We start from the raw sequence: 24,274 nt of genomic DNA on the forward strand, positions 1-24,274 counted from the left end.
CCCATGACGACGAAGCACACCGCGCTGGTGCTGGGCGCCACCGGCATCATCGGCCGCAACCTCCTCACGCACCTGGACACCCGGCCGGACTGGACGGTGAAGGCCGTGTCGCGCCGCGCGCCGGACTTCCCCACGCGCGCGCAGGCGCGGTCGCTGGACCTCTTGTCGCCGGACTCGCTCGCGGGCGCGGCGGCGTGGCTCCGCGACGTCACCCACGTCTTCTTCGCCGCCTACCAGGAGCACGCGGACCCGGCGGAGCTTGCGCGCATCAACGTGGGCCTGCTGCGCAACACCGTGGAGGCCCTGGAGAAGTACGCGCCGGGCTTCCGCCACGTGTCCTTCATCCAGGGCGGCAAGGCGTACGGCGCGCAGTTCGGCCTCTACAAGACGCCCGCGAAGGAGAGCGACCCGCGCCACTTCCCGCCCAACTTCTACTACGACCAGGAGGACTTCCTGCGCGACGCCTCCCAGGGCCGGCGCTGGAGCTGGACCGCCCTCCGGCCCGACATGATGATGGGCCTCGCCGTGGGCAACCCGATGAACCTGGGCAACCTCATCGGCGTCTATGCCTCGCTGTGCAAGGCCTTGCGCGTGCCGCTGCGCTTCCCCTCCACGCCGCGCGCGTACTCCATCCTGGCCAACGTGACGGACGCCACGGTGCTGGCCAAGGCCCTGGAGTGGTCCGCCCTCGACGAGGCCTGCGCGGGCGAGGTCTTCAACATCACCAACGGCGACGTCTTCCGCTGGAGCCAGGTCTTCCCGCGCATCGCGGACGCGTTCGGCATCGCGTGCGCGGACCCGCAGCCCTTCTCCCTCGCGGAGGCGATGCGGGACAAGGCCCCCGTCTGGGACGCGCTCACCCAACGCCACGGCCTGAAGCCGCATGGCCTGAAGGCCCTGGCCCACTGGGCCTTCGGCGACTTCATCTTCCACGTGGAGAACGACGCGTTCTTCGACGTGAACAAGGCCCGGCGCTTCGGCTTCCAGGAGATGCACCTGGACAGCGCGGACGCCATGGTCGCGCTGATGCGTCAGCTCCAGGCGGAGAAGCTCATCCCCGCTTGAGGCGCCCGCACACCGCGGAGGCCACCAGGAAGCCCTGGCTGAACGCATCCCGGAAGGCGTTGTAGAGCGTCCCCACGCCGGGCACGTTGGCGATCATGTCGCCGAAGCTCCACATCTCCTCGTGCGCGTGGATGAGCGGCAGCACCTCTCCGCCGGCCTCGCCGCGCTGGAGCGTGAAGTCGAACACCAGGAGGGTGCGCAGGGGATAGGTATACAGCCAGGCGAACTGCTTGAGGTTCATCACCCCATCCACGATGGCCCGGCCGCGCTTCCCATCCGGCTCCAGCTGGACGTTGAGCTGGAAGATGTCGAAGTCGAAGCGGAACATGCAGTGGAAGCCCGCCGCGCCCTTCAGGTACGTCCGCTTGCCGCCGCCCTTCTGCCAGGGGTCGACGAACGTGACCTCCTCCGCCAGCAGGGGCAGCAGCTCCGCTTCCAGCACGCGGGCGGGGATGGACGTGTCGTAGAGCAGCCGCGTCACCTCGCGGAAGCGTCCCTCCAGCTGCTCAATCAATGCCTGCTCCGCCTTGCGCATGCGCCCCCCTGCCCGCCTTCGAGCCGTGCCTGAAGGTAGGCACGGGCGCGGGCCGGGGGAAGACGGGGTGCGTCAGCCGCCCAGCTCCGTCAGGAGCTGGGCCGCCTGGTCCTTCACGTCCGAGCCGCCGCCCAGCGACTGGGCCTGCTTCGCGTGGCGGGTGGCCTCCGCCCGGTCGAAGGGCTGGGTGGCCCGCGCCAGGTTCAGGTGCGTGAGCGCGTCCTGGGGGTTCGCGGCCAGCACCCGCTCCAGCAGCACGCGGGCGCGCGCATGGTCCTGGTCCCCCATCAGCAGGCGCACCAGGTCGTTGGTGGGGCCGGGCTCGTTGGGCGCCGCCGCCACGGTCTCCTCCAGGAGCTTGCGGGCCTGCTCGCGCTCGCCCAGCGCCTCGTGGGCCTGCGCCAGCGAGTGGCGGATGTCCCATTCATGCGGCGCGCGGCGCAGGGCCTCCTCGAAAAGGGCCTTCGCCTCCGGCAGCTCCCCGGCCAGCATGCAGGCCAGGCCGTGCAGGTGGACGTAGCGGACCTGCTCGGGATCCAACTGGCGCAGCTCCAGGATGGTGCGCTTCGCCGCGTCCTGGCTGCCGGCCTGGAGGTACAGCCGGAAGAGGTCCTGGAGCACCGCCACGCGCGTGCGGCCCTGCGCGTGCTCCAGCGCCCGGGTGGCCGCCGCGATGGCCGCCCCGAGCGCGCCGTTGGCCGCGTGCGCGCGCGACAGCATCAGGTGCGGCAGGGCTTCCTGGGGCGCCAGCGACGCGGCCTGCTGGAAGTGCGTCGCCGCGGCCACCGGGTCCTTGCGCTGCACCGCGATGCGGCCCAGCTCGAAGTGCGGATAGACGCTGTGCGGGGCCACCACCTGGGCGGCCTCGAAGGCGGCCTTGGCGCCGTCCAGGTCTCCGCGCTCGGCCAGGAGCGTGCCCAGGTTGAAGCGCTCGAAGTAGCCGGCGGTGGGCGCGGCGGCCAGCGCCTTGAGCGTCACCAGCGCCACCGGGTCCCCGGCCTGCGCCTTGAGCATGGCCAGGTGGGCCTGGGCCTCCGTGTTGTCCGGCTGCACCTGCAACAGGCGCGTCACGGCCCCTTCGGCCTCCTTCGCCGCGCCGGTGCTCAGGTGGGTGCGCACCAGGCCCATCAGACAGTCCACGTCCTTCGGGTCGATGGAGAGGCCCTTCTGGAAGCTCTTCACCGCCTCCACGGGCTGGCCCTGCTGAAGCAACTGCCCACCCTCTTGCGCGTACCTGGATGCCATGGTCCCCCTACCTACCACGAGCCTCCGGAAACCCCGCCTCCCCGCCCGCCCCTAGCGGCGCAGCGCGGCCAGGGCGACACCCGGCACCTTCCACCAGGACGGGGACTGCTCGAATTCCGTCAACCGGCGGCCCAGCTCCGCCAGGCCCCGGTGCCCCGGAACCCACGGGGGGGCGGGCATGGACGTGAGCGGGGCGCGCAGCACCGCCTTCTCCACGGACTCCAGCATGGACGTGTTGTGCACCCAGCCCTGCCCGCTCTGGATGTCCCGCAACGACGCGGACGGGTGGCCGCCCCAGGGCAGGCTGCCCAGGGCGTACGCCGCCGCGGGCCAGGTGTTGAGCGCCACGGTGCCGTAGCGCAGCTCGCGCACCGCCTTCTCCACCGCCGCCCGCACCTTCGGGTCCTTGAGGGACTTCGGGTGGACGATGAGCGTCGCGTTGAGGGTGCCCCACACCTTGCCGTTGAGGAACGCCACCGCGGCCTCCAGGAAGGCCACCGGGTCATCGGACCCCGGCAGGCCCGTCTCCGACAGCACCGTGCACCAGGGTTCGTTCCGGAAGACGCGGTCCTGCGTGTTCGCGGGGTCCACGTCCGGAATCAGCGCGTAGGCCAGGTCGCCCTCGCCGGGCTGGCCCACGAGCCGCAACCCCGCGCGCCCCTCGGTGAACTGGCGCCAGCGCTCGTCCGCGCCCGGGTAGTACGCGCGGCGCAGGGGGGCATGGCCCAGGCTCGCCTGGATGCGGTCCACCAGCGCGCCGCGCCGGCTCCAGTCCTTCGGCTGCACCAGCAGCTTCGCCGCGTTGCAGTTGAAGGACGCGTTGTTGGCGACCATGCCGGCGACGTCGTCCGCCTGGAAGCGCAGCTCGCCGTCCGAGTACGGGCCCGGCACCACCACCACGGGGGAGATGTTGCCCAGCTCGCTGGACACGTGCTTCGTGAGCAGCGGTTCGTTCCGCTGGCGGCGCGCGTCGGACTCCGGGCCGGGCGGGCCCCACACGAGCGCGTCGTGGGTGCGGTCGCTGCCGGTGATGTGCACCTCGTCCACCGCGTCGTGCTCCACCAGCTGCGCGCCTTCTTCCGCGCCGCCATACACGAGGGCCAGCGCGTCGCGCGCGATGAGCGGGGCGAAGGCCTGCTCCAGGAACGGGCCCAGGTACGCGTTGACGGGGTTCATCTTGAGCACGCAGACGGTGCCCTCGACGAAGAGCTTGGAGAGGCAGTCCAGCGGCGGGATGGAGTTGACGTTGCCGCCCCCCAGCACCGCGCAGACGCGGCCCTGGTGGGGCTGGCGGTAGAAGGACGCCTGGTGTTCGCGCAGGTTGTCCGCGGTGACGCCGGGCTGGAAGTAGACCTCGCCCACGTTGCCGGGCAGCAGCACTCCCTCCAGCGCGTCGCGGGGGTACAGCCGAGCGGCGAGCCGTCCGTCCTCCAGCGTGCGCAGGTGCTTGCGGGGGATGACGGGCACGCCGTGCCGCTGGATGTCCTTCAGCGCGTCCGACAGCAGACGCAGGCTGCGCACCACCACCATGGGCCCGGCGAGCCACTCCTCTCCCGCGAGCGGCCCGCCGGGGTCGATGCCCTTGGCCTCGCAGGCCGCTCGAACGCTCGGCTCCGCGATGGCTGCGTACGCGTGGCGCAGGTCCTCCAGGAGCCGGATGCGCTCCGTGAGGGCGAGCCTCACCCACGCGCCCGAGCCCTCACGGACCCGGCGCACCAGGATGTCGATGGTGGTGCGTGACGTTGACTGCGGGACGGCGGCGGACATGGCGACCTCCGGGACAGGCTTCACCACGGGTCCCGGTATAGGGAACCCCGCGTGCGCCGTCACCGAGGGGCCGCGCCCTCCGTCCTCAGGTGGGCAGAGGCTCGGCCAGGCCCTTGCGGATGGCCTCGTCGATGAGGTCCCGGATCTTCTTCAGCTGCACGCGGCTCCGGGCAGCCTGCTCCTCGCCCAGCTTCGCCTGCTGCTCGCCCAGCTTCGCCTGCTCCTCGCCCAGCTTCGCCTGCTGGTCGCCCAGGGCCTCCATCTTCCGGCCGATCTCCTCCTGCTGCTGGTCGAGCCCCGCGCCCTCCTTGTCGAGCGCCTCGTCGCGCTTGTCGAGTTCGGCCTCCTGGCGGTCCTTCTCCGGCCCGTCCTCGAGCATGGCGATGCGGGTGCGCTCCATGGCGATGTCGGCGCGGCGGGACGCGATGGCCATGTGCTTCGACACGAGCTGCGCCTGGGGATAGGCGAGCTCCGCCTGCTTCTGCCCCAGCGCGGCCTGCTGCTTGCCCAGCGCGGCCTGCTGCTTGCCCAGCGCGCCCTGTGAGTCGCCGATCTTGCGCTCGTCGTTCATCAGGTCGCGCACCTGCTCGAGCGTCTTCGCGTCGCGGATCACCAGGGGCTTGTTGTCGCGGCGCACGAAGAGGAGGTCCTTGCCCGGCTGCTTGAAGGTGCGCGCCAGGTACAGGTCCTCCGTGGAGCCGGACATCATCGTCCGGCCATCCGAGAGGTACGCGAAGGTCTCGCCGTCCTCCAGGTCCGGCGGCTCGGGCGGAGGACTCGGGGGCCGAGGCGCGGCCGCGAGACTGGGCGTCGCGGGCATCGGAGGCGGCGCGCTGGCGATGCGCGGGCTCATGGGCGGCGCGGGAGGGACCGGGGCCACGGGAGCGGGCGGAACCCGGGCCACGACGGGAGCAGGCGGCGCGGGAGGGACCGGGGCCACGGCGGGAGTGGGCGGAACCCGGGCCACGACGGGAGTGGGCGGCGCGGGAGGCACGACAGGAGCAGGAGGCGCCGGAGGCGCGGTCCTGGAGCCCGCCGTGATCGGAGCCGGGGCACGGGGGACGGTCGGTGCATTGACGTTGGCGGAGTTCGAGCCTGTCCCCGCGTCCTTCGCGGGTTGGGTGGTGTCCGCGGGCGCCTTGGCGACGACCTGGAAGGGCAGCAGGGCCACGGCGCCGAGGACGAACACCGCTCCCTTCAACCACCAGCGGGGACGGGTGGGGACGACATCGACATGTTCCAGCATGCGGAGCCTCCTGTGCAGCGCGTGAAGGTGGGCCGACGCCCCGAGCGCCGCTGCGCTGCCCGGAGGCCGGGTGATGCCAAAGGCGATGAGCAGCTCGCCGTAGTCCGCGGGCTCCGCGCCGGTGAGGCGCAGGGCCTCCGCGTCGCATGCCTCTTCTCGTGCGAGCGCGTACTCCCGGGCCGCCTGACGCGCGAGCGGGTGGAAGAAGAGGACCGTCTCCGCCAGCGCCGGCACCCAGCCCAGCCACAGGTCCCCCCGCCGCAGGTGCGCCACTTCATGCGCGAGCGCCATGCGCAGCGCGGCTTCGGGCAGGTCGCGCAGCGCCTTCGCGGGGAGCACGATGACCGGCGACATGAGCCCCGCGGCCAGCGGGCTCACCACCTCATCCGAGACGAGCAGCGTGGGCGGACGGCGCAGGCCCGCTTCCATCGCGAGGAACTCCGCCTCCTCCTCCAGCACCGGGTGACGGAAGGGCCGCGCACGCTCACGCATGCCCTGCACCTGCCGCCATGCACGCACGTGGCCCCGCACCTGCCAGACCACGCCGGCGCCCCAGGCGAACAGCAGCGTCCACAGTCCGCCCACCACCCACGGGTGCGCTCGGAGCGACGCCCATGCTCCCGCCATCAAGGACGCGACCGCGTGGAGCGCGTTCGCCACTCCGGCCATGAAGGACGCACGCGGGCCGCGCGCTTCCGCATCCGCCGTCCCCGCCATCAAGACCCCGGCGCCCGCCGCCCGCGACGGGCGCGCATCCTCCAATGCAGCCGCGCCGCTCCCGGTGCCTGACACGGTCACGGCCGGTGTCACCGCCGCTGGCGACACGGTGTGGGCCGCGGATCCGGACGTCCGCCCGTCCAGGGACACGGGGCCCGGCGTCCCGGTGCGCTCCAGGGTCGCCCCACCCTCCGCGGGCAGCAGCGCGATCGGCATCGGCCGGGGCCACCCCAGCGTGAGCACGAACTTGAGCGCCACCAACCACCACAGGCCCGCGCGCAGGGACGCGGGCAGGCGCGGCAGCGCCCGGGCCACGCCCCACACCAGCAGCGCGCAGAGCGCCCCCTGCCACGAGGCGCGCCACAGCGACTCCGACCAGGACGACCACCACGGCTGAAGCCAGTCTCCAAAGGTCATGGGGGAGGTCATGGCGCTCACTCCTTCCGCTTCTGGCGCAGGCGGGCCACGACGTCCTGGAGCTGCTTCAGCTCCTCGTCGGACACGTCCTCGGTCTCGGACAGGTACGTCACGAACGGCGACAGCGACCCCGAGAGCGTGCGCTGCACGAAGGTCCCCACCACGTCGCGCAGCAGCTCCTGCGTCGCCACCGGCGAGGCGTACTGGAACACCCCGTCCACCTTGCTCCGGGTCAGGTGCCCCTTGAGCCGCAGCCGCTCCATCACCGTCAGGATGGTGGACCGCGCCAGCCCTTGCGCCTCACCGAAGCGCTCCGCCACCTCTCCCACCGTTACGGGTCCGTGCTCGGCCACGTACCGCAGCACCGCCAGCTCCTGCTCTCCCACCGGCTTCTTCATGCCACCCGCCTTCTTCATGACGACACCTGTAGTCAGGCAGCAAGGTACGACTGACTACAGGCGTAGTCAAGCGGGTGTCGCGTCCGGTTGGGTGGGAGCGACAAGGGGCCGCGGGTGGGAAGGCCCGCTGTGCCTGCCTCCCTGCTTGCCCAGGAGCGGGCCAGGTAGCGACGCCTCGTGTGCGTCCTTGTCCCTGTCGGCGGGGCAACCAGATTTCCGGAAGACGAAACCCGACATGCATTGGAGAGTCCCCATGAAGCTTTCACTGATGGCGGCGATCGCCGCCCTGTCGCTGTACGGCTGCGCCAGCCACTCCGCGAACACGCGCGAGGCCTCGTCACCGGAGGCCGGTGCCGTGGGCGGCTCGGGCACGGCGGGCACCCCCTCCGCGAGCCCGGACGCCCAGGACAGCGAGGCCACCGGCGGCTCTGGCTCCGCCAACGAGGCCGTGAAGGTCCAGGACGGACAGAAGTGGGACGTGCAGCAGAACACGCCCACCGACCTGGACGCCCCCCAGGGCCCCGCGGGCGCGGTGAACCCAGACCGCAACGTCCGTGAAGAGGACGGCACCGGCGGCTCGGGCGACGTGAGCATCGACGGCAAGCGCGACGTGGCCGACGAGCCCGGCGCGCTCGACAACGGCGTGGACGATTCCCGCTCGGACTCGCGGGTGGACACGGACGCCACACCGACTCCCGCGAACTAGCAGCCCGCGCGAAGGCGGATACCCGGTAAGCCCCGCGCGTGGGCTTCACCGGGTATTCGTCTGTCCAGCCTTCGTCGCGCCAACTAGAGTGAGCACCAATGACTGGTGCTCCCTTCGTGGCCCTCCTCGCCCTGCTTCACACCCAGTCCTCGACCCTCGAGGAGGTGCCGAATGATCCGCAGGAGGAGTCCTCCGGATCCCCGTCGTCAACGAGCTCGGGGGGCATCGGCTTCCGGGCGCTGCTGGAGGTGGGGCCGCTGAGCTTCCCGTCGGGGACGCGGGGCGGAGAGCAGGACCTGTTCGCGTACGCGTACCCGTCGCTGGGCGTGGATGGCGGCGAGGACTTCGCGTTCATGCTGGGCGCGCCGCTGCGCTTCCGGCTGCTGGACAACCCGCCCGAGCAGAAGGACGAGGACTACGGCGCGTGGCTCCGGCGCGAGGACTGGGATGAGCGCAGCGACTACGGACAGGTGGTGCGCCTGCTGCGCATTGGCGACGAGTCGGGCCGCTTCGGCCTGCGCGTCCAGCCGTTCCTGGAGGAGTCCCTGGGGCGCGGCTACCTGGTGAACCGCTACGACAACCAGCTCAACCCGAACTACCACCCGGCGGGCGGCACGCTGTCCTTCACGGCGGGGCCCGCGCGCGTGCAGCTGGTGGCCAGCGACGTGCTCGCCGCGCGCATCTTCTCCGGGGAGCTGTTGCTCGACCTGGGCCGCATCGCCAGCGGCAGCGAGGGAAACTTCGACCGCTACCTGGTGCGCGCCTCCGCGGCGCACGACTTCGGCGAGGCCGGCGGGGTGACGCCGGAGGCCACGGTCGCCTCCGTGGGCGGCGAGGTCGCCATGTACAAGGGCGAGCGGCTGCGCTCGTGGGCCATGGCCGCGGGCGGCGCGCGGCTCAACGCCGGCGCGCAGGACCTGGGCGGCCTGCTGGGCGTCGCGTTCGAGGGCACCTTCAAGGGCACGCAGCTCAGCGTCACCTTGCAGGGGCGCCGTCAGGGGGGCGGCTTCCGCTTCGGCTTCTTCGGCGCGGGCTACGAGCTGGCGCGCTTCTCCGCCGTGGGCCTCTCCGAGGAGCCCCAGGCCGACCAGCGCGTGCCCAAGGACTTCTCCGGCTACATGGAGGTGTCGGTGGCGCAGGGCGACGGTCCGGACTCGTCGGAGGTCGTGGCCAGCGGCGCCGTGGAGTACTCCGCCTTCGGCCGCGCGGACGGCGACGTGTCCCTGAGCGTCAGCAGCCCGGGCGGCGAGACTCGCGGCATCGCGCGCGTGGTGGTGATGGGGCTGGGCGACCGGCCCCGCTACTCGGTGGCGGCGGAGTTCCGGCAGCGCGTGCTGCCCGCGATGTACGTCTGGGCTTCCGGCGCGACCCTGCACTTCCCTCAGCCGGACGGCTCGCTGGTGCGCGGGGTGAGCGCGGGCGCGGGCGTGGGCGTGGACTTCGCCCGGCGCTGACCGAGCCGCGCGTCAGGGCCCCAGCGTCCCGCCCTCGTCCGGGTCCGGAGCGCAGGGCTGGATGGCGCGGTGCGGGGGCGCGTCGCAGGACTTGCCGACGAGCCAGCGCGACAGCAGGCGGACTCCGGAGGCGAAGAGGCCGTCGTCGCCCTTGTGGAGGGCCTCGAAGAGGGACTCGTCCAGCACCGACTCCTCCGGGTCGATGAGGAGGTCCTCCGGCTCCAGCGGCTTGAAGAGCGGGTTCTGGTCGAACACCGTCTCCAGCGGGTGTTGGCGCAGCCGGTGCTGCCCGTCGTGGGCCAGCCGGTCCAGCGTCTCCACCAGGGCCCCGGTCTCCACCAGCGGGCGCAGCGCGGTCACGCCGGCGAGGCCCGCGTGCTCGGCCATCAGCGACACGCGCACCCGGCGGATGGCGCGCGACGCGGCGTCGCCCGGCGCTTCCGCCTCCCAGCTCAGGTTCAGCTCCGAATCCAGTCCCAGGCTGCGGTTGGTCGTGTTCGCGGAGCCCACCGTGAGGAAGGTGTCGTCCACGATGAGGACCTTCGAGTGGATGTACGTGAAGACATCCTCCCCGTCCTCGCCCTTCGCCGCGGAGCCATACACCGCGAAGCCGTGGCCCGTCTCCGCCGCCACGTCGCGCAGCGCGCGCAGGAGTCGCACCTGGGCCACGCCCATGGCGAGCTGCTCGCGCAGGGCCTCCGGCTGACGGGGCAGCACCAGCATCACCTGGAGCCGGGGCCGCCCCGCCGCGCGCATGCGCATGACGAGCGCGTCGTGGATGGCGCGCGAGGAGAAGTACTGGTTCTCGATGTAGATGAAGCGGTCGGCCGCGTGGATGGCGTCCACGTACAGCGCGCGGATCTCCTGCACCTCCTCCTGCGGAGGGAGGATCGTCTTGCCGAAGGTGCGGCTGATGGCCACCGGGCCCGGAGGCGCGGGCATCGTCGCTTCGAAGGAGAGGTCGTCGCGGGCCACCGGCTCCAGGTGGAGCTCGCCGCCGCCCGAGTGCGCCCAGCGCGCCTCGAACAGCTCCGCGAGCGGCTTCACCGCGGGGCCCATCAACACCGTCTGCACGTCATGGTAGGGCCCGTGCGGGTCGCGGCCGGAGTCGCAGCGCAGCGTCGAGCTCGCGGGATGGTCCCGGTCGTCCCAGCGACAATCACAGACGTCCATGCCCCCGGTGAACGCCAGCACGCCGTCCACGACGACGAGCTTCTGGTGGTGGGCGCCATAGAGCGGACTGGACGAGTCGAAGCGGAACTTCAGGCGCTCGTTCGTGGTCCAGTTGAACAACAGGTGCTGCATCCACTCGCGCTCCATCGCGAGCAGCATGCTGAAGTCCCAGGCGAGGATGTAGACGTGCAGCTCCGGGTTCTCCCGGCACATCTGATCCAACAGCGGCAGCAACCGCACCTCGCCGCCCTTCGCCTCCTCCAGGTCCTCACCGCGCAGCAACGTCACATCGCTGTCGAACTGCCAGCCGGTGATGACGATGGAGCGGCGAGCCTTCCGGATGGCTCGATACAGCTCTCGGTAATAGTCCCGGGCGTCCACCAGAACGCCCGCGTCATGTGTTTCCGTCCGCGTCCAGCAGTTGCGTCCGGGGATGAGGATGCGTGTCACGCTGATCACCTGGCCCTGGAGTGGAAACAGCGTGTCCGCGCCCGGCCGACGGAACATCACCCCACGAAGACAATGTGCTTTCCGGTCGCGAGCGTCATGTCGGTCGAGGAGACGACCCGAGCCACCTTGCGAGCCTCCCCTCCCACGGTGTCGAAGGCCGCGGCGATCAAGTCACCGAGCGTCACCTGCACGCGCTTCGCCTGCTTCCCCGCGTTGGACACCACCTTGACGGTCTTCGCCTTCATCTGACGGGCCTTGCGCTGAATGGTCTGCTTCTGGGTCTTGGTCGCCATGGTCTTCGTGCTCCGTGGTGGATGAAGGTGTGTGCCCGTCTGCGTGATGCGCCGTGCTGCCCCGTCCTGCCGTGCTGCCCCGACCCGCCCTGCCCCGTCCTGCCGTGCTGCCCCGACCCGCCCTGCCCCGTCCTGCCTGCTGCCCCGACCCGCCCTGCCCCGTCCAACCCTTGCTGCCCCAACCCCATCCCGCCCGTACCGCCCGCCCCGCCCCGCCGCCCTGCCCGCCCACCGTCCCGCCCGTCCTGCCCTCAGACCCAAGAGCAACTGCCGTGCCGTCACCCAACTCCGCGTCTTCCGAGGGAAGAAACCCCGGAGCCCCCCAAGCACCCAGGGCAGGACTGACTTTCTTTCAGCCTGCTTGCAGGGAGTTCCGCCCTCTTTCCTGCCCTCCGGTCGTAGACCTACCCGCGCGCACGTCAGGCGCGGGACGCGACCCTCCAACGCCAGGACAGCGCGCTGGTCAGGTCCACACATGTGTGGATGTGCGAGGAACGGCGAGGATTCAGGAGGACGCGAAGCCCTGACGCGGGGCCGCCTGGAGAGGAGGGGGCCCACCCGGCGTCAGGGAGGAAGCTCGCGGACGGCGCCTGCCCTGAAGGCGGCGCGCATCCGTCACACCGGCGCTACTTGGAAGGCGGGCCCAGGACGAGGATGAGCTCCCCGCCCACGTGCTTGCCGGCCTTCTGGTACACGGCGCCCTGGCGGCCCAGCTCCACCTCCACGGACGACTGGTTCGGGATGATGACGCGCAACGTGGCGCTGCCGTCCTTCATGCCCAGCAGCTGCAGGGACGCGTTCGTCCCGTTGGGGAGCTTCACTTCCGTGGGCTTCTGGGCGCCCACCTCCACCGTGTCCAGCGACATGCGCTTGAAGGAGGTGAAGCTGAAGTTCTGCTTCTGGAACGCCTCCTTCATCTTGTTGAGCTCCGGGGGATCCACCGCGGTGCCCTTGTTGGAGGCCAGCACCACCTCCACCTGGACCCTCACCTTCTGGTCCTGCGCGAAGACCGCCGTCGGCGCCAGCGTCAGGCCCACGGCGAACAGCAGTGCCAGCACCGCCCACTTCGGCTTCGTCATAACGCTCCTCCCGTGGGCCGCGGCGGGGCCGCCGGCTGCTGTCCACCCTGGCTGTCCGGCGTCCCGCCCAGTTCCTCGGATTCCGCCTCGTCCGGCTTCTTCTGCTGCCCGGTGGCGGCGCCCTTCACGGCCTCCGGGGCCTGCTCCTGCTCATCCACCATCCAGATGATGGAGCCGCCACCTTCGGTCTCCATCACCACCGGGGCCACGCGGGCGCCCTGGTAGGACTGGATGGACTTCACCGTCATGCGCTCGGCGGCGTAGCCCTCCGGGGCGCTGTCGCGCAGCACCAGCGGCAGGGCCACCAGCACCACCACGGCGGCCGTGGCCAGCGAGGAGATCATCGCGGTGCGCTGGTAGAGGAACATCTCCGACAGGGCCAGCCGCATCCGCTCGATGAGCGGCGGCTTCTCCGGCGTCACCCGGGCCATCACCTTCTGGGCGAAGTCCTTGAAGTCGACGTCGTCCACCGCCATGTCCAGGCCCACCCGGAGCAGCCCGGACTCGGCGCGCAGGTCCGCCGCGCGACCCGTGCAGTCCCGGCAGGCGGCCAGGTGCCGCTCGACGTTCACGCGCTCCCCAGGAGCGAGCTCGCCATCAATGTAGGGAGACAGGAGCGGAACGAAACGCTCACACGCGGGATTTCCGGCCATACTCTTCACCCTGCGGGCTGGTGGGAATTCGTCGGTGGGACGCGCTGCCCCCCACGGATATTCGAGGGGGTCTTCAAAGCACCCTCACTCATTGCCCACTCCGCTCTTGGCTTCGTCCAGCTCCAGATAATCCCCCAGGATTTTCTGCACCTTGGCGCGCGCGTGGAACAGGCGGCTCATCACCGTGCCCTTGGGGATGTCCAGCGTGCGGGACAGGTCCTCGTAGGACATTCCCTCGATTTCGCGCAGCAGGAGGATGGCCCGGTGCTTCTCCGGCACCGTGGCCAGGGCCTCTTGAATCTTCTCCGCCAGCTCCTTGCGCAGCGCGCTCTTCTGGGGATTGGTCCCCAGGCGGCTGCCGAGGGCGCCGATGCGGGCCTCGGACAGGTCCACGTCCTGGTTCTCGTCGAACTCGACCGCCTCCCCGCCGCCACGGCGCTTGCGCAGCACGTCGATGCAGATGTTCGACGTGATGCGATAGAGCCACGTGTAGAAGGACGCGTCGCCCTTGAAGTGGTCCAGGTACTTGTAGACCTTGACGAACGCCTCCTGGGAGACGTCCATCGCTTCCTCCTTGTCCTTCAGCATTCCGAGCGCGACGGCGTACACCTTGCGCTGGTAACGCTCGACGAGGAGCTTGAAGGCGCGCTGGTCCCCGCTGCGGACGCGCTTGACGAGTGTAAGGTCGTCGGTGGCCAAGAGAGTGCGGCACCGTAGCACAGGCCGCGCGAACCCCAAGGCTTTCGACACACCCCGCTGCTCCTAGAGCGAGCTGACGAGCGCGATGGCCGCCAGCGCCAGGCCCACCATGGCCAGCACCGCGCCGAAGATCATCCGGTCCCACTGGGCCTGATTGAGGGCGGAGTCCTCGTCCTCCCGGCCGGAGCGGAAGGTGTGGAGCACGTTCCAGAACATCCGGCTGCCCAGCCTGCGGTCGGTGCCGTGGCGCTCCAGGGGGTCATGCGGGAGGGGGCGGCCGTGCTCGTCGCGGCGCACGAAGGGGCCGGGCAGGGGCTGGTAGAGGCCCGGGGTCAGTGGGGCGGCCTGCTCCGAGTGGCGCACGTCCGGAGGGGGCTCCAGCCGGACGGCGTCCGCGCGCTCGCGGGCCTCCTCGGGCGTGGGCGCGTCCATCACCCAGAGCCCCGCCTCCACCCCCGTCTGGCCGGTGTGGGCGTCCTGGAGGCCGGCGAAGCCCTGGTCCTTGAGGGCCTGCTCGAAGGCGGCCCTGCCCTCCGGCCCGGGCGGGTGCTGGGCGGCGGCCTCCGCGTAGGCGGCGAAGAAGGCCCACAGGCGGGCCACCCGGTCGGAGGACGGCAGCGACGAGGGCCGCACCTGCGCGGCCAGCAGCGCGCCGTCCGACGCGAAGCGCTTGCCCACCGCGAGCTGGCTCTCCAGGTCCTTCAGGTCGCCGGGCACCAGCGACTCCACGTCCAGCACCGGGCCGCGCGCCTCGCCCGCGCCCAGGTAGGGGCTGGCTGCGGAGGGCGCCGAACCGGGCGTCCGGAAGCCGTCGCCCGCCTTGCGGCGCGGGGCCTGGGAGCCGGGGGACTCGAAGCCCGTGCCGGCGTCCGCGCGGGGGGCCCGCGTCGCCGCGCCGCCCCTGTCGGAGCGGGGGGACGTGGGGAGCCCGGGCTTGGGGACGCCGACGCGGGTCGAGCGCGTGCCCACGTCCTGGGCCGCGCCGTCGGCGCTGGCGCCCTCCGGGGACGTGCCCGGCTCCAGCCCCTCCCCTCCCGGGTCGCCTCCTTCAGCGGACTCCTGCGAGGAGCCGTCGGCCTCCGGCGGCAGGCCCACGGGCGGCGCGCCGATGCGGGTGCGCTCCCCCGGAGTGGTGGTGGGGGTGGAGGTCTCCATCCCATCATCGCGGAAGGGGGAGGCCGGCGACGACGGGGCGGGCGCCGAGGCTCCACCGCCGGAGCGGGGGCCTCCCGGGCCGGAACTTCCACCCACGCGGGGGCCGCGGATGTCGCCGACGTTTCCCATCGCCGGGATTCTCTCACAACGAGAACCCGGAGTTGCATGGGGGGCTACTCGCCCTCGCGCTCCACCTCCACGGGGCTGGTCATCCCGTTGGCATCCAGACGGATCCGGTACACGGCGTTGAGGCCGTCGCCGTTCTCGTCCACGCGGGCGAGGCAGGACACCTCCGGCTCTCCCACGGGGCTCTCCTCCACGCGCACCTCGTACTGGAGGTGCACGATGGGGCCCGGGTCGAAGCCGATGCGGTGGAAGTCCTCGTGGTCCTGCGCGAAGGGCACGCCCTCGCCATGGCGCGGCACGGGCACGGGATAGGGCGCGATGGGCACGTAGTCGCCGTGCTCATCCCGGAACGCCTGCACCGCGTCGCACAGCGCCAGCACCTGGACGCGGGCCTCGTTGGCCACCCGCTCCGGCGACGCGTGGGTGCGGGCCGGCGCCATCATGGGCAGGTACGCGACGTACAGGCCGCTCAAGGCCAGGGCCACGAACACCGTGACCGCGACGCCCACGCGCACCGCGAGGTTGCGGGGGCGCGCGGGGCCAGTCGGGGACTCCGGTGGCGCAGAGGCCATCAGGCCCACTCCCGGGGGGCGCGGAGCACCTCTTCCAGGCGGGCCTCCGGGGTGCCGGGCTCCGGGTGGTAGTCGTAGCGCCAGCGCACGCGCGGCGGCAGGGACATGAGGATGGACTCCGTGCGCCCCTGCGTCTCCAGGCCGAAGATGGTGCCCCGGTCGTAGACCAGGTTGAACTCCACGTAGCGGCCCCGGCGCACCTCCTGCCAGAAGCGCTGCGCTTCGGTCACCGGCGTATCCTTGCGCCGCTCGGCGATGGGCAGGTACGCGGGGAGGAAGCTGTTGCCGCACGCCTGCACGAAGGCGAACTCGCGCTCCAGGTCGCCGCCCATGTTCTCGAAGAAGAGCCCGCCCACGCCGCGCGCCTCGCCGCGGTGGCGCACGTGGAAGTACGTGTCGCACGCGGCCTTGAAGCGCGGGTAGTACGTGGGGTCGTGCGCGTCGCAGGCCGCCTTGTGCACGCGGTGGAAGTGCGCCGCGTCCTCGTCGTGCAGGTAGTACGGCGTCAGGTCCGCGCCGCCGCCGAACCACGCACGCCCGCCCTGCTGGATGAAGCGGTAGTTGGCGTGCACGGTGGGCACGTGCGGGCTTCGCGGGTGCAGCACCAGCGACAGGCCGCCGGCCCAGAAGGTGCGCCCCTCGCCCTGGAGCTTCTTCGCGAAGGCCTCCTCCAGCTCGCCGTGCACGATGGAGGTGTTGACGCCCGCCTTCTCCAGGACGGCGCCCTCCTCCAGCACGCGGCTGCGGCCGCCGCCGCCGCCCGGACGGGTCCACGCGTCCTCGCGGAAGCGCCCCTGCCCATCCAGCGCCTCCAGCGCGCCACAGATGTCGTCCTGGAGCTTGTGGATGAAGGCGGCCATGCGCCCCTTCATGCCTTCCACGTCCGCCGTCGCCGTCATGCCCGTTGTCTCCCTGTCGTGGGTTGACCGGGCCGGCATGCTACTAGGGGCCCTTCGCGGACGGGGCCTCGAAGTCCACCGGCGGCGTGGAGGGCGCCAGGTTGCCCGCCGCGTCGAAGGCCTCGATGCGCGCGCGGTAGCTGCGCCCGTCCTCCAGCGCGAAGGCCCCCCCGCAGGCCTCATGGCCCAGATAAGCGGTGTTGGACTGCACCGGCAGCAGGTACTGCTGGGGGCTGATGCCCAGCCGGCGCGGGGACAGCTTCACCACGAGGAAGGCGGGGCTCTCCTCGCGCAGGGCGAGGTTGAGCTTCACGAAGCGCGCGATGCCCTGGGGCGAGCGGCGCACGAAGCCCTCCGACACGGCGGGGCGCTTCACCCACTTGGGCGCCTTGGTGTCCGGGCCCTTGCCGCTGAGCCACGAGGGCTGCGCGCCGGGCTGCCCGTTGAGGATGGGGACGTTGGGGAGCACCTCGCCCAGGCGCAGCGTGTAGCGCTTGTCGGGCTGCATCGGCTCCGACGGCTTGAGGATGATGACGGCGCGGCCCAGGGTGCTCTCCCAGCCCTTGGTCACCTTGAGCGTCACCTCGTGGTCGGACGCCACCAGCTTCAGCGGCTTGCCGACGAGCGCCAGCACCGGCGAGCGCGCGGTGCCCACGCCCTCCAGCAGCAGGCGCATGTTGGTGGGGACGATGCCCCCGGGGGATGGATACAGCTGCACGCCGTCCCCGGTGCACTGGGCGGAGGCGGTGGCGGCGGACAGCAGGGCAGCGACGAACACGCAGGCTCGGAACACGATGCCGCGCAGTGTGCGCCGGGAATGGCCGCAGGGAAAGTCCCCGAAGACCCGGGGGCCCTTTCCCGCCGCGGTGGGGGGGCCCTCAGTGCCTGGGGCCTTCGTCGTCGTTCAGCACGATGGGGCCGAAGCGCGCCTCGTAGCGCTGCACGTTCTCCTGGAGGGCCTGCACCAGCCGCTTCAGGTGGCGCGGGGTGGTGATGATGCGCGAGCGGACGCGGGCCAGGGGCTGCTGCGGCTGGACGTAGAGGAAGTCGAGCACGAACTCCGCGTCCGTGTGGTTCACCAGGGCCAGGTTGCAGTACTGGCCATTGGCGACCTCTTCGGTCATCTGCACCTGGAGCTGCATCTCGGGGGGCTTCGTCGGAGTGTCCGCCATGAGTCAGGCGGCATAGCGCCTGGGGCCCTCCGTGACCAGTGTCTCCCCTGTGAGCACGCGCTGGAGGGACATCGGCGGGGAGTCCACCGCGGCCTTCGCGCTGGGGCGGGGGCCGGACGCCTGCCTGCTCCTGCACGGCTTCACCGGCAGCCCGTGGGAGGTCCGGCCCCTGGGCGAGGCCCTGGCGGCGCGGGGCCTGCGCGTGGTGGCGCCCCGGCTCCCAGGCCACGGCACCACCCCGGAGGCGATGCTGGACGTGGACCTCCACGACTGGCGGGCCTGCGCGGACGAGGCGCTGGCGGCGCTGTCCGGTCACCGCCGCGTCTTCGTGGCGGGGCTGTCCATGGGCGCGCTGCTGGCGCTGCGGCTGGCCGCGCACCACCCGGAGGCGGTGCACGCGCTCGCGCTGGTGGCGCCCGCGGTGCGCTTCCGGGGGCCGCGCATGGCCCTGGTCCGGCAGCTGTGCCGCACGCCCCTGCTCGAGTGGACCACGCCGTGGGTGGACAAGGACGGCGTGGACATCTCCGACCCTTCGGCGCTGGCCCAGGCGCCGGTGCTGCCCGCGTTCCCGGTGGCCCGGCTGAGGGACCTGTGCACGCTCCAGGACCAGGTGGCGGTGGACGCGCCCCGGGTGCGCTGCCCGGTGCTGGTGGCCACCGCGGCGCAGGACCACGTGGTGGATCCCCAAGGGGGGCGCTGGCTGGTGCGGCGGCTGACGGCGGCCCCGGCGGTGCGGCTGGTGACCTATCCGGAGGGCTTCCACATCATCCCGCGCGACGTGTCCGGGCCCAGGCTCGCGGCGGAGGTGGGGGACTTCCTGGAGCGCTGGCGCGACGAGGGCCGCGTCAGGTGCGGGCAGGAAGAGGCGGCGCCAGACGCGCCACCGCCGTGAGCAGCTCCACCGCGTCGAGCGGCTTGGTGACGAAGGCGCTGAACCCCGCGCGCAGGGCCCGGTCGCGGTCCTCGCGGCGCGCGGCGGCGGTGACGGCGAGCGCGGGCACCCCGCCCCCGGCCTCCCACGGCAGCGCGCGGATCCGATACAGGAGCGAATAGCCGTCCTCACCGGACAGCGACACGTCCGTCACCACCACGGTGGGCGGGGAGCGGCGCATCTCGTCCATGGCGTCGGTGACGTTGGTGGCGGTGAGCACGTGGGCGCCCACGCGGCTGAGCAGCACGGACATCCACTCGCGCGCGTCCGGCTGTCCGTCCACCACGAGCACGCGCTGGCCCTCCAGCTCCGGGAAGCGCGGCAGCGACAGGCCCTCCACCGGACGCGGCTCCCGCACCGACCCCGGCGTGGAGCCCACGCGCGAGCGGGGCAGGAAGACGGTGAAGGCGGAGCCGCGCCCCGGGCCGTCGCTGGTCGCGGACACGGTGCCCCCGTGCAGCTCCACCAGGTGACGGACGATGGACAGGCCCAGGCCCAGCCCGCCGTGCTGGCGGCTCACGCCGGTGTCCGCCTGCTGGAAGCGCTGGAAGAGGAAGGGTTGGAACTCCGGCGGGATGCCCTCGCCGTCGTCGCGCACCACCAACTCCGCGCCCTCGTCGCGCGTGCGCGCGGACACCGTCACGCGGCCTCCGGGCGGCGTGAACTTGATGGCGTTGGAGAGCAGGTTCCACACCACCTGCTGCAAGCGGTCCGGGTCGCCGAAGAGCGGCACGCCGTCCTCGCCCACGGAGACCTCCAGCGTCAGCTCCCGCGCGAGCGCCGTGGGCCGCACCGCGTCCAGCGCCGCCTCCACCACGCTGCCCAGCTCCAGCGGCACCGGCTCCAGCCGCAGCCGGCCGCTGGCGATGCGGCCGATGTCCAGCAGGTCCTCGATGAGCTGGCGCTGGGCGCGGGCGTTGCGCTCGATGGCCTCCACCGCGCGCTGGCGCTTGTCCTCCCCCAGCAGGCCCTGCCGGAGCATCTGCGACCAGCCGAGGATGGACGTGAGCGGCGTGCGCAGCTCGTGGGACACGGTGGCGAGGAACGCGTCCTTGGCGCGGTTGGCGGCCTCCGCGGCGCTCCGGGCCTCGCGCTCCTCGTCGAACAGCCGCGCGCGGTCCAGGGCCTGCGCGCACTGGCGCCCCACCGTCAGCAGGAAGGCCTGCTCCGCCGCGTCGAAGTCGCGCGCGTCGCCGAAGCCCAGGCCCAGCGCGCCGAACACGCGTCCGCCGCTCACCAGCGGCACCGCGGCCCACGCCACCAGCCCCCGCTCCCGGGGCAGCAGCGCGAGGCGCGGGTAGCGCGCCATGCACTCCGTCCAGGAGCCCAGGGCGCACGGCTCCCCGGTGCGCGTCACGTCCGTCAGGGGGCACGTGGCGGAGACCTCGAAGCGCCGCCAGTCCTCCAGCTCCCCCGGGGAGAAGCCATGCGCGGCGGCGCGCTCGAAGACCTCCGGGGACTCCGGCACGGGCACCACCACCAGGCTGGTGACGGCGCCCAGGGCGATGGCCCCCTCGCGGGCGGCCACCTCCACCACCTGGGCGGGGGTCAGCGCCTCGGAGAGCGCGGCGGTCATCGCCTGCAGGCGCTCGGTGCGCCAGGAGGCGGTGGTCCACGCGGCGCGGCGGGTGCGCACCAGCTCCGTCACGTCCACCGCGAAGGCGAGCACCCCCTCCACCTGACCCCGCGCGTCACGGCGGGGCAGCAGGGAGAGGTTGAAGAAGCGTTCGTCCTCGGCGGGGCTCGCGCGGTCGGACGTCTCCCGCAGGTGCAGGGCGTCCCCGGTGGTGAAGACGCGGTCCCAGGCGTCATGCCAGCCAGAGGCGTTCAATTGGGGGCAGGCCTCCCGCAGGGGGATGCCCACCTGACCGCGCGTGTCGAGCAGCGTCAGCTGCGTGGCGGTGCTGAACTCGATGTGGTGGCCCGGTCCACGGTAGAGGCCGAAGAAGGCAGGGAGCTGCTGAAGCAGCTCGTGGAGTCGCGGGGGGTCGCCGCCGGGCGCGGCCACCCACCCGGCCTGGGCTTCGTTCATGGGGTGCCCCCTCCCTTCCCAGGCGAAGACGAGGGCTTCCGGGAAGAGGCGGCCATTAAACGCCGGGACGTGCGTCCTGGCACGAAAAGCAACCGGGCCGTGAAGGCAGGTGTCCAGGGCTGAGCGGTCCCTGGCGCTGTTGGCGTCCAGTAGAGGGCATCCCTTCTCCGGGGCGGGGGACCGCTCCCCGGCGCCGGGCATCGGCTATGTCGGGGGTCCGGCATGCCTCCCTCTCCTCCTGAATCGCAGCCTCTCGTCGAACTGCGCGCCGTCACCAAGTCCTACGCGGAAGGCGACTCCGTGCGCGAGGTGCTCTCCGGCACGTCGCTGACCCTGCGCCGGGGCGAGTTCGTGGTGCTGCTGGGCCGCAGCGGCTCCGGCAAGTCCACCCTGCTCAACCTCATCAGCGGCATCGACCAGGCGACGCACGGCGAAATCCGGGTGGAGGGCCGCGACCTGGGGCGCCTCTCGGAGCGCGAGCGCACGCTGCTGCGCCGCGAACGCGTGGGCTTCATCTTCCAGGCGTTCAACCTGCTGCCCACGTTGACGGTGGAGGAGAACGTGCGGCTGCCGCTGGAGCTGCTGGGCAAGACGGGCGCGGAGGCCGGCGCCCGGGCGCGGGAGCTGCTGACGCGCGTGGGGCTGGCCACCCGCGCGGGCAGCTTCCCGGACCGGCTCTCCGGGGGCGAGCAGCAGCGCGTGGCGGTGGCGCGAGCGCTGGCCCACGCACCGCCGCTGCTGCTGGCGGACGAACCCACGGGCAACCTGGATGAAGAGACGGGGGGCCAGGTGCTGGACCTGCTGGAGGGACTGACGCGGCAGGGCAACGCGTGCGCGCTCATCGTCACGCACGAGCCCGCGATGGCGGCCCGCGCGGACCGCGTGCTGACGATGGAGGGGGGCCGGTTGGTGGAGCGGCCCGGCGGCGCGCGCGGCCAGGGGACGCCATGAGGACGCTGCTCGCGCGCTCCAGCCTGCGGCACCTGGGCGGGCACCCGTGGCTCACGGCGCTGTCGCTGCTGGGCATCGCGATGGGCGTGGCGGTGGTGGTGTCCATCGACCTGGCGAGCGGCAGCGCGCTGCGCGCCTTCGAGCAGTCCACGGACGTCGTCGCGGGCCGGGCCACGCATCAGCTCACGGGCGGCGCGTCGGGCCTGCCGGAGGCCGTCTACACCGCGCTGAAGCTGCGGCCGGACGCACCGGACGCGGCCCCCGTGGTGCAGGGCTTCGTGCAGGTGGAGGGCGGCAACCACCGCACGCTCACGCTCCTGGGGTTGGACCCCTTCGCGGAGGCCCCCTTCCGCGACTTCTCCGCCAGCGGCGCGGTGGGGGACCTGGGCGCGCTGCTCACGCGGCCGGGCACGGTGGTGATGGGCGCGAAGACGGCGCGGGCGCTGGGCGTGAAGGAGGGTGACACGCTGCCGGTGACGGTGATGGGGCTGCGCCGGGAGCTGCGCGTGTCGGCCCTGCTGTCGCCGGGGCAGGAGACGACGGAGCGCGCGCTGGAGTCGCTGCTCATCTCGGACATCTCCACCGCGCAGGAGGTGCTGGGCCAGGAGGGACGGCTGACGCGCGTGGACCTACGGCTGACGGGCGGAGAGGCCCAGGCCGCGCGGCTGCGGGCGACGCTGCCCACGGGCGTGGAGCTGGTGACGACCTCCGGGCGCGCGGGCACGGTGGAGCAGATGACGCGGGCGTTCCGCACCAACCTCACCGCGCTGTCGCTGCTGGCGCTCGTGGTGGGGATGTTCCTCATCTACAACACGATGACGTTCTCCGTGGTGCAGCGGCGCGGGATGCTGGGGCGGCTGCGCGCGGTGGGCGTGACGCGCGGGGAGCTGTTCGCGCTGGTGCTGGGCGAGGCCCTGCTGCTGGGCATCGTGGGCACGGCGGCGGGCCTGCTGCTGGGCATCCTGATGGCCAGCGGCCTGGTGGGGCTCATCACCCGCACCATCAATGACTTGTACTTCGTGGTGAACGTGCGCCGGCTGTCCTTGGAGCCCTTCACGCTCATCAAGGGCCTGGGTCTGGGCCTGGGGGCCACGGTGCTGGCGGCGCTGGTGCCCGCGTGGGAGGCGGCGCGGGCGACACCGGTGACGGCGCTGCGGCGCTCCACGGAGGAGGACGTGTCGCGCGACCGGGCGCCCCGGCTGGCGGTGCTGGGGCTGCTCATCCTGGCGCTCGCGACGGCGGTGCTCGCGTGGCCCACGCAGGCGCTGCTGCCAGCGTACGCGGGGCTCTTCGCCGTCCTGCTGGGCAGCGCGCTGCTGGTGCCCTGGGTGACGGAGCGGCTGACGGTGGCGGCGGCCCGGCCCCTGGGCGCGCTGTTCGGCCCGCTGGGGCGCATGGCGGCGCGCGGCGTGACGGCGAGCCTGTCGCGCACGGCGGTGGCGCTGGCGGCGCTGATGGTCGCGGTGGCGACGACGGTGGGCGTGGGCCTGATGGTGTCCAGCTTCCGGGGCACCGTGGCGTCGTGGCTGGAGTCCGCGTTGCAGGCGGACGTGTTCGTGTCACCGCCATCGCTGGTGGCGCGGCGTGGGGACTCCGCGCTGGTGCCGGGGCTGGCGGAGAAGCTGCGCTCGACCCCTGGCGTCGAGACGAGCGGCTCCATCCGCGTGGTGCACGTGCGCATCAACGACCTGGACACGGACCTGCTGGCGGTGGAGTTCGCCAGGGGCCACGAGCGGACGTATCGCTTCAAGGAGGGGCGCGCGGACGACGTGTGGCGGCAGCTGGAGGCGTCCCCTGACGCGCTCATCGTGTCGGAGCCCTTCGCGTTCCACCGGGGCGTGCACGTGGGCGACACGCTGCGCGTGGCCACCGACAAGGGGCCTCACGACTTCCGCGTGGCGGGCGTGTACTTCGACTACGGGTCGGACGTGGGGACGGTGCTGATGCCCCGGCCCACGTATGAGCGCTGGTACGACGACCGGAGCGTGACGGGCCTGTCCCTGTACGCCGCGCCGGGACAGGACGTGGATGAGCTGGTGTCCCGGGTGCGCGACCGCGCGGGCGGTGAGCAGGCATTGAACGTGCGCGCGAACCGGGCCCTGCGGCAGGCGTCGATGGAGGTGTTCGACCGCACCTTCACCATCACGCAGGTGCTGCGCCTGCTGGCCATTGGCGTCGCGTTCGTGGGCGTGCTCAGCGCGTTGATGTCGCTGCAACTGGAGCGGGCCCGCGAGTTCGCGGTCCTGCGCGCGACGGGGCTCACGCCTGGGCAGCTCTGGGGCATGGTGTCGTTGCAGACGGGGTTGTTGGGATTGCTCGCGGGGTTGTTCTCCATCCCGCTGGGTCTGGCGTTGGCCTACGTGCTGGTGCACGTCATCAACCAGCGCTCGTTCGGGTGGACGTTGCAGCTGGTGGTGTCGCCCGGCGTGGTGGGTCAGGCGTTGGTGCTGGCCCTGGTGGCGGCGGCGCTCGCGGGGCTGTACCCGGCGTGGCGGATGGCGCGCGCGAACCCGGCCATGGCGCTGCGGGAGGAGTGAGA

Annotated in this window: 22 protein-coding genes; 6 read left to right on the forward strand and 16 right to left on the reverse strand. The window is 72.4% G+C overall.

Annotated features, from left to right (window positions below; all coding sequences use genetic code 11):
- Nucleotides 1–3 precede the first annotated feature (3 nt).
- Nucleotides 4–1,065: an SDR family oxidoreductase gene (locus FOF48_RS17090; RefSeq protein WP_143902974.1), complete on the forward strand. Its 1,062-nt coding sequence runs from the start codon at nt 4–6 to the stop codon at nt 1,063–1,065.
- Here FOF48_RS17090 and FOF48_RS17095 read toward each other — a convergent pair.
- From FOF48_RS17095 to FOF48_RS17115, 5 genes are all read right to left on the reverse strand, one after another.
- Nucleotides 1,052–1,600, reverse strand: a complete 549-nt coding sequence (locus FOF48_RS17095) for a hypothetical protein (RefSeq protein WP_143902976.1) — start codon at nt 1,598–1,600, stop codon at nt 1,052–1,054. The two genes, FOF48_RS17090 and FOF48_RS17095, sit on opposite strands and share 14 nt — an antisense overlap.
- A gap of 72 nt (nt 1,601–1,672) precedes the next feature.
- A complete protein-coding gene (locus tag FOF48_RS17100) occupies nt 1,673–2,845 on the reverse strand; it encodes a tetratricopeptide repeat protein (protein ID WP_143902978.1) in 1,173 nt (390 codons plus the stop codon).
- Between the two features lie 51 nt (nt 2,846–2,896).
- Nucleotides 2,897–4,612, reverse strand: a complete 1,716-nt coding sequence (locus FOF48_RS17105) for an aldehyde dehydrogenase (RefSeq protein WP_143902980.1) — start codon at nt 4,610–4,612, stop codon at nt 2,897–2,899.
- Nucleotides 4,613–4,697: 85 nt separating this feature from the next.
- On the reverse strand, nt 4,698–7,004 hold the full coding sequence (locus FOF48_RS17110; protein WP_255442294.1) for a M56 family metallopeptidase: 2,307 nt from the start codon (nt 7,002–7,004) through the stop codon (nt 4,698–4,700).
- 5 nt (nt 7,005–7,009) lie between these two features.
- Nucleotides 7,010–7,390, reverse strand: a complete 381-nt coding sequence (locus FOF48_RS17115) for a BlaI/MecI/CopY family transcriptional regulator (protein WP_143903246.1) — start codon at nt 7,388–7,390, stop codon at nt 7,010–7,012.
- A gap of 253 nt (nt 7,391–7,643) precedes the next feature.
- Here FOF48_RS17115 and FOF48_RS17120 point away from each other — a divergent pair, with 253 nt between their 5' ends.
- The gene (locus FOF48_RS17120; protein WP_143902982.1) at nt 7,644–8,096 is read left to right on the forward strand and encodes a hypothetical protein; all 453 of its coding nucleotides are present in this window, start codon (nt 7,644–7,646) and stop codon (nt 8,094–8,096) included.
- 98 nt (nt 8,097–8,194) lie between these two features.
- The gene (locus FOF48_RS17125; RefSeq protein WP_143902984.1) at nt 8,195–9,550 is read left to right on the forward strand and encodes a hypothetical protein; all 1,356 of its coding nucleotides are present in this window, start codon (nt 8,195–8,197) and stop codon (nt 9,548–9,550) included.
- Between the two features lie 12 nt (nt 9,551–9,562).
- On the opposite strand, the gene FOF48_RS17130 is transcribed toward FOF48_RS17125, so the two are convergent.
- From FOF48_RS17130 to FOF48_RS17175, 10 genes are all read right to left on the reverse strand, one after another.
- Nucleotides 9,563–11,230, reverse strand: a complete 1,668-nt coding sequence (locus tag FOF48_RS17130) for a phospholipase D-like domain-containing protein (RefSeq protein ID WP_235685585.1) — start codon at nt 11,228–11,230, stop codon at nt 9,563–9,565.
- Nucleotides 11,230–11,466 (reverse strand): chaperonin, encoded by a 237-nt coding sequence (locus FOF48_RS17135; RefSeq protein WP_143902986.1) that lies wholly within the window; start codon nt 11,464–11,466, stop codon nt 11,230–11,232. The genes FOF48_RS17130 and FOF48_RS17135 overlap by 1 nt, the downstream gene beginning before the upstream one ends.
- Before the next feature lie 626 nt (nt 11,467–12,092).
- Entirely contained in the window at nt 12,093–12,545 is a 453-nt protein-coding gene (locus FOF48_RS17140) for a hypothetical protein (RefSeq protein ID WP_143902988.1), read from the reverse strand.
- Nucleotides 12,542–13,198, reverse strand: a complete 657-nt coding sequence (locus tag FOF48_RS17145; RefSeq protein WP_143902990.1) for an anti-sigma factor — start codon at nt 13,196–13,198, stop codon at nt 12,542–12,544. Before FOF48_RS17145 ends, FOF48_RS17140 begins: the two co-directional genes overlap by 4 nt.
- An 84-nt stretch (nt 13,199–13,282) precedes the next feature.
- Nucleotides 13,283–13,897, reverse strand: a complete 615-nt coding sequence (locus FOF48_RS17150) for a sigma-70 family RNA polymerase sigma factor (protein ID WP_186001949.1) — start codon at nt 13,895–13,897, stop codon at nt 13,283–13,285.
- 63 nt (nt 13,898–13,960) lie between these two features.
- Nucleotides 13,961–15,052: an Immediate early protein ICP0 gene (locus FOF48_RS17155; RefSeq protein WP_143902992.1), complete on the reverse strand. Its 1,092-nt coding sequence runs from the start codon at nt 15,050–15,052 to the stop codon at nt 13,961–13,963.
- A gap of 173 nt (nt 15,053–15,225) precedes the next feature.
- The gene (locus tag FOF48_RS17160) at nt 15,226–15,750 is read right to left on the reverse strand and encodes a hypothetical protein (RefSeq protein WP_143902995.1); all 525 of its coding nucleotides are present in this window, start codon (nt 15,748–15,750) and stop codon (nt 15,226–15,228) included.
- Entirely contained in the window at nt 15,750–16,649 is a 900-nt protein-coding gene (gene hemF, locus FOF48_RS17165; RefSeq protein ID WP_143902996.1) for an oxygen-dependent coproporphyrinogen oxidase, read from the reverse strand. The genes FOF48_RS17160 and hemF overlap by 1 nt, the downstream gene beginning before the upstream one ends.
- Nucleotides 16,650–16,692: 43 nt before the next feature.
- Nucleotides 16,693–17,427, reverse strand: coding sequence for a hypothetical protein (locus tag FOF48_RS17170; protein WP_143902998.1), 735 nt, complete (start codon nt 17,425–17,427; stop codon nt 16,693–16,695).
- A 100-nt stretch (nt 17,428–17,527) separates the two neighbouring features.
- A complete protein-coding gene (locus FOF48_RS17175; protein ID WP_143903000.1) occupies nt 17,528–17,821 on the reverse strand; it encodes a DUF3467 domain-containing protein in 294 nt (97 codons plus the stop codon).
- Between the two features lie 49 nt (nt 17,822–17,870).
- Here FOF48_RS17175 and FOF48_RS17180 point away from each other — a divergent pair, with 49 nt between their 5' ends.
- Nucleotides 17,871–18,713 (forward strand): carboxylesterase, encoded by an 843-nt coding sequence (locus tag FOF48_RS17180; protein ID WP_255442300.1) that lies wholly within the window; start codon nt 17,871–17,873, stop codon nt 18,711–18,713.
- On the opposite strand, the gene FOF48_RS17185 is transcribed toward FOF48_RS17180, so the two are convergent.
- Nucleotides 18,667–20,784, reverse strand: a complete 2,118-nt coding sequence (locus FOF48_RS17185; RefSeq protein ID WP_161664989.1) for an ATP-binding protein — start codon at nt 20,782–20,784, stop codon at nt 18,667–18,669. The genes FOF48_RS17180 and FOF48_RS17185 overlap by 47 nt on opposite strands.
- Nucleotides 20,785–21,006: 222 nt before the next feature.
- Here FOF48_RS17185 and FOF48_RS17190 point away from each other — a divergent pair, with 222 nt between their 5' ends.
- A complete protein-coding gene (locus FOF48_RS17190; RefSeq protein WP_143903004.1) occupies nt 21,007–21,735 on the forward strand; it encodes an ABC transporter ATP-binding protein in 729 nt (242 codons plus the stop codon).
- The gene (locus FOF48_RS17195) at nt 21,732–24,272 is read left to right on the forward strand and encodes an FtsX-like permease family protein (RefSeq protein ID WP_143903006.1); all 2,541 of its coding nucleotides are present in this window, start codon (nt 21,732–21,734) and stop codon (nt 24,270–24,272) included. Before FOF48_RS17190 ends, FOF48_RS17195 begins: the two co-directional genes overlap by 4 nt.
- Nucleotides 24,273–24,274 lie beyond the last annotated feature (2 nt).

Source organism: Corallococcus sp. Z5C101001, assembly GCF_007352635.1.
GTDB lineage: Bacteria > Myxococcota > Myxococcia > Myxococcales > Myxococcaceae > Corallococcus > Corallococcus silvisoli.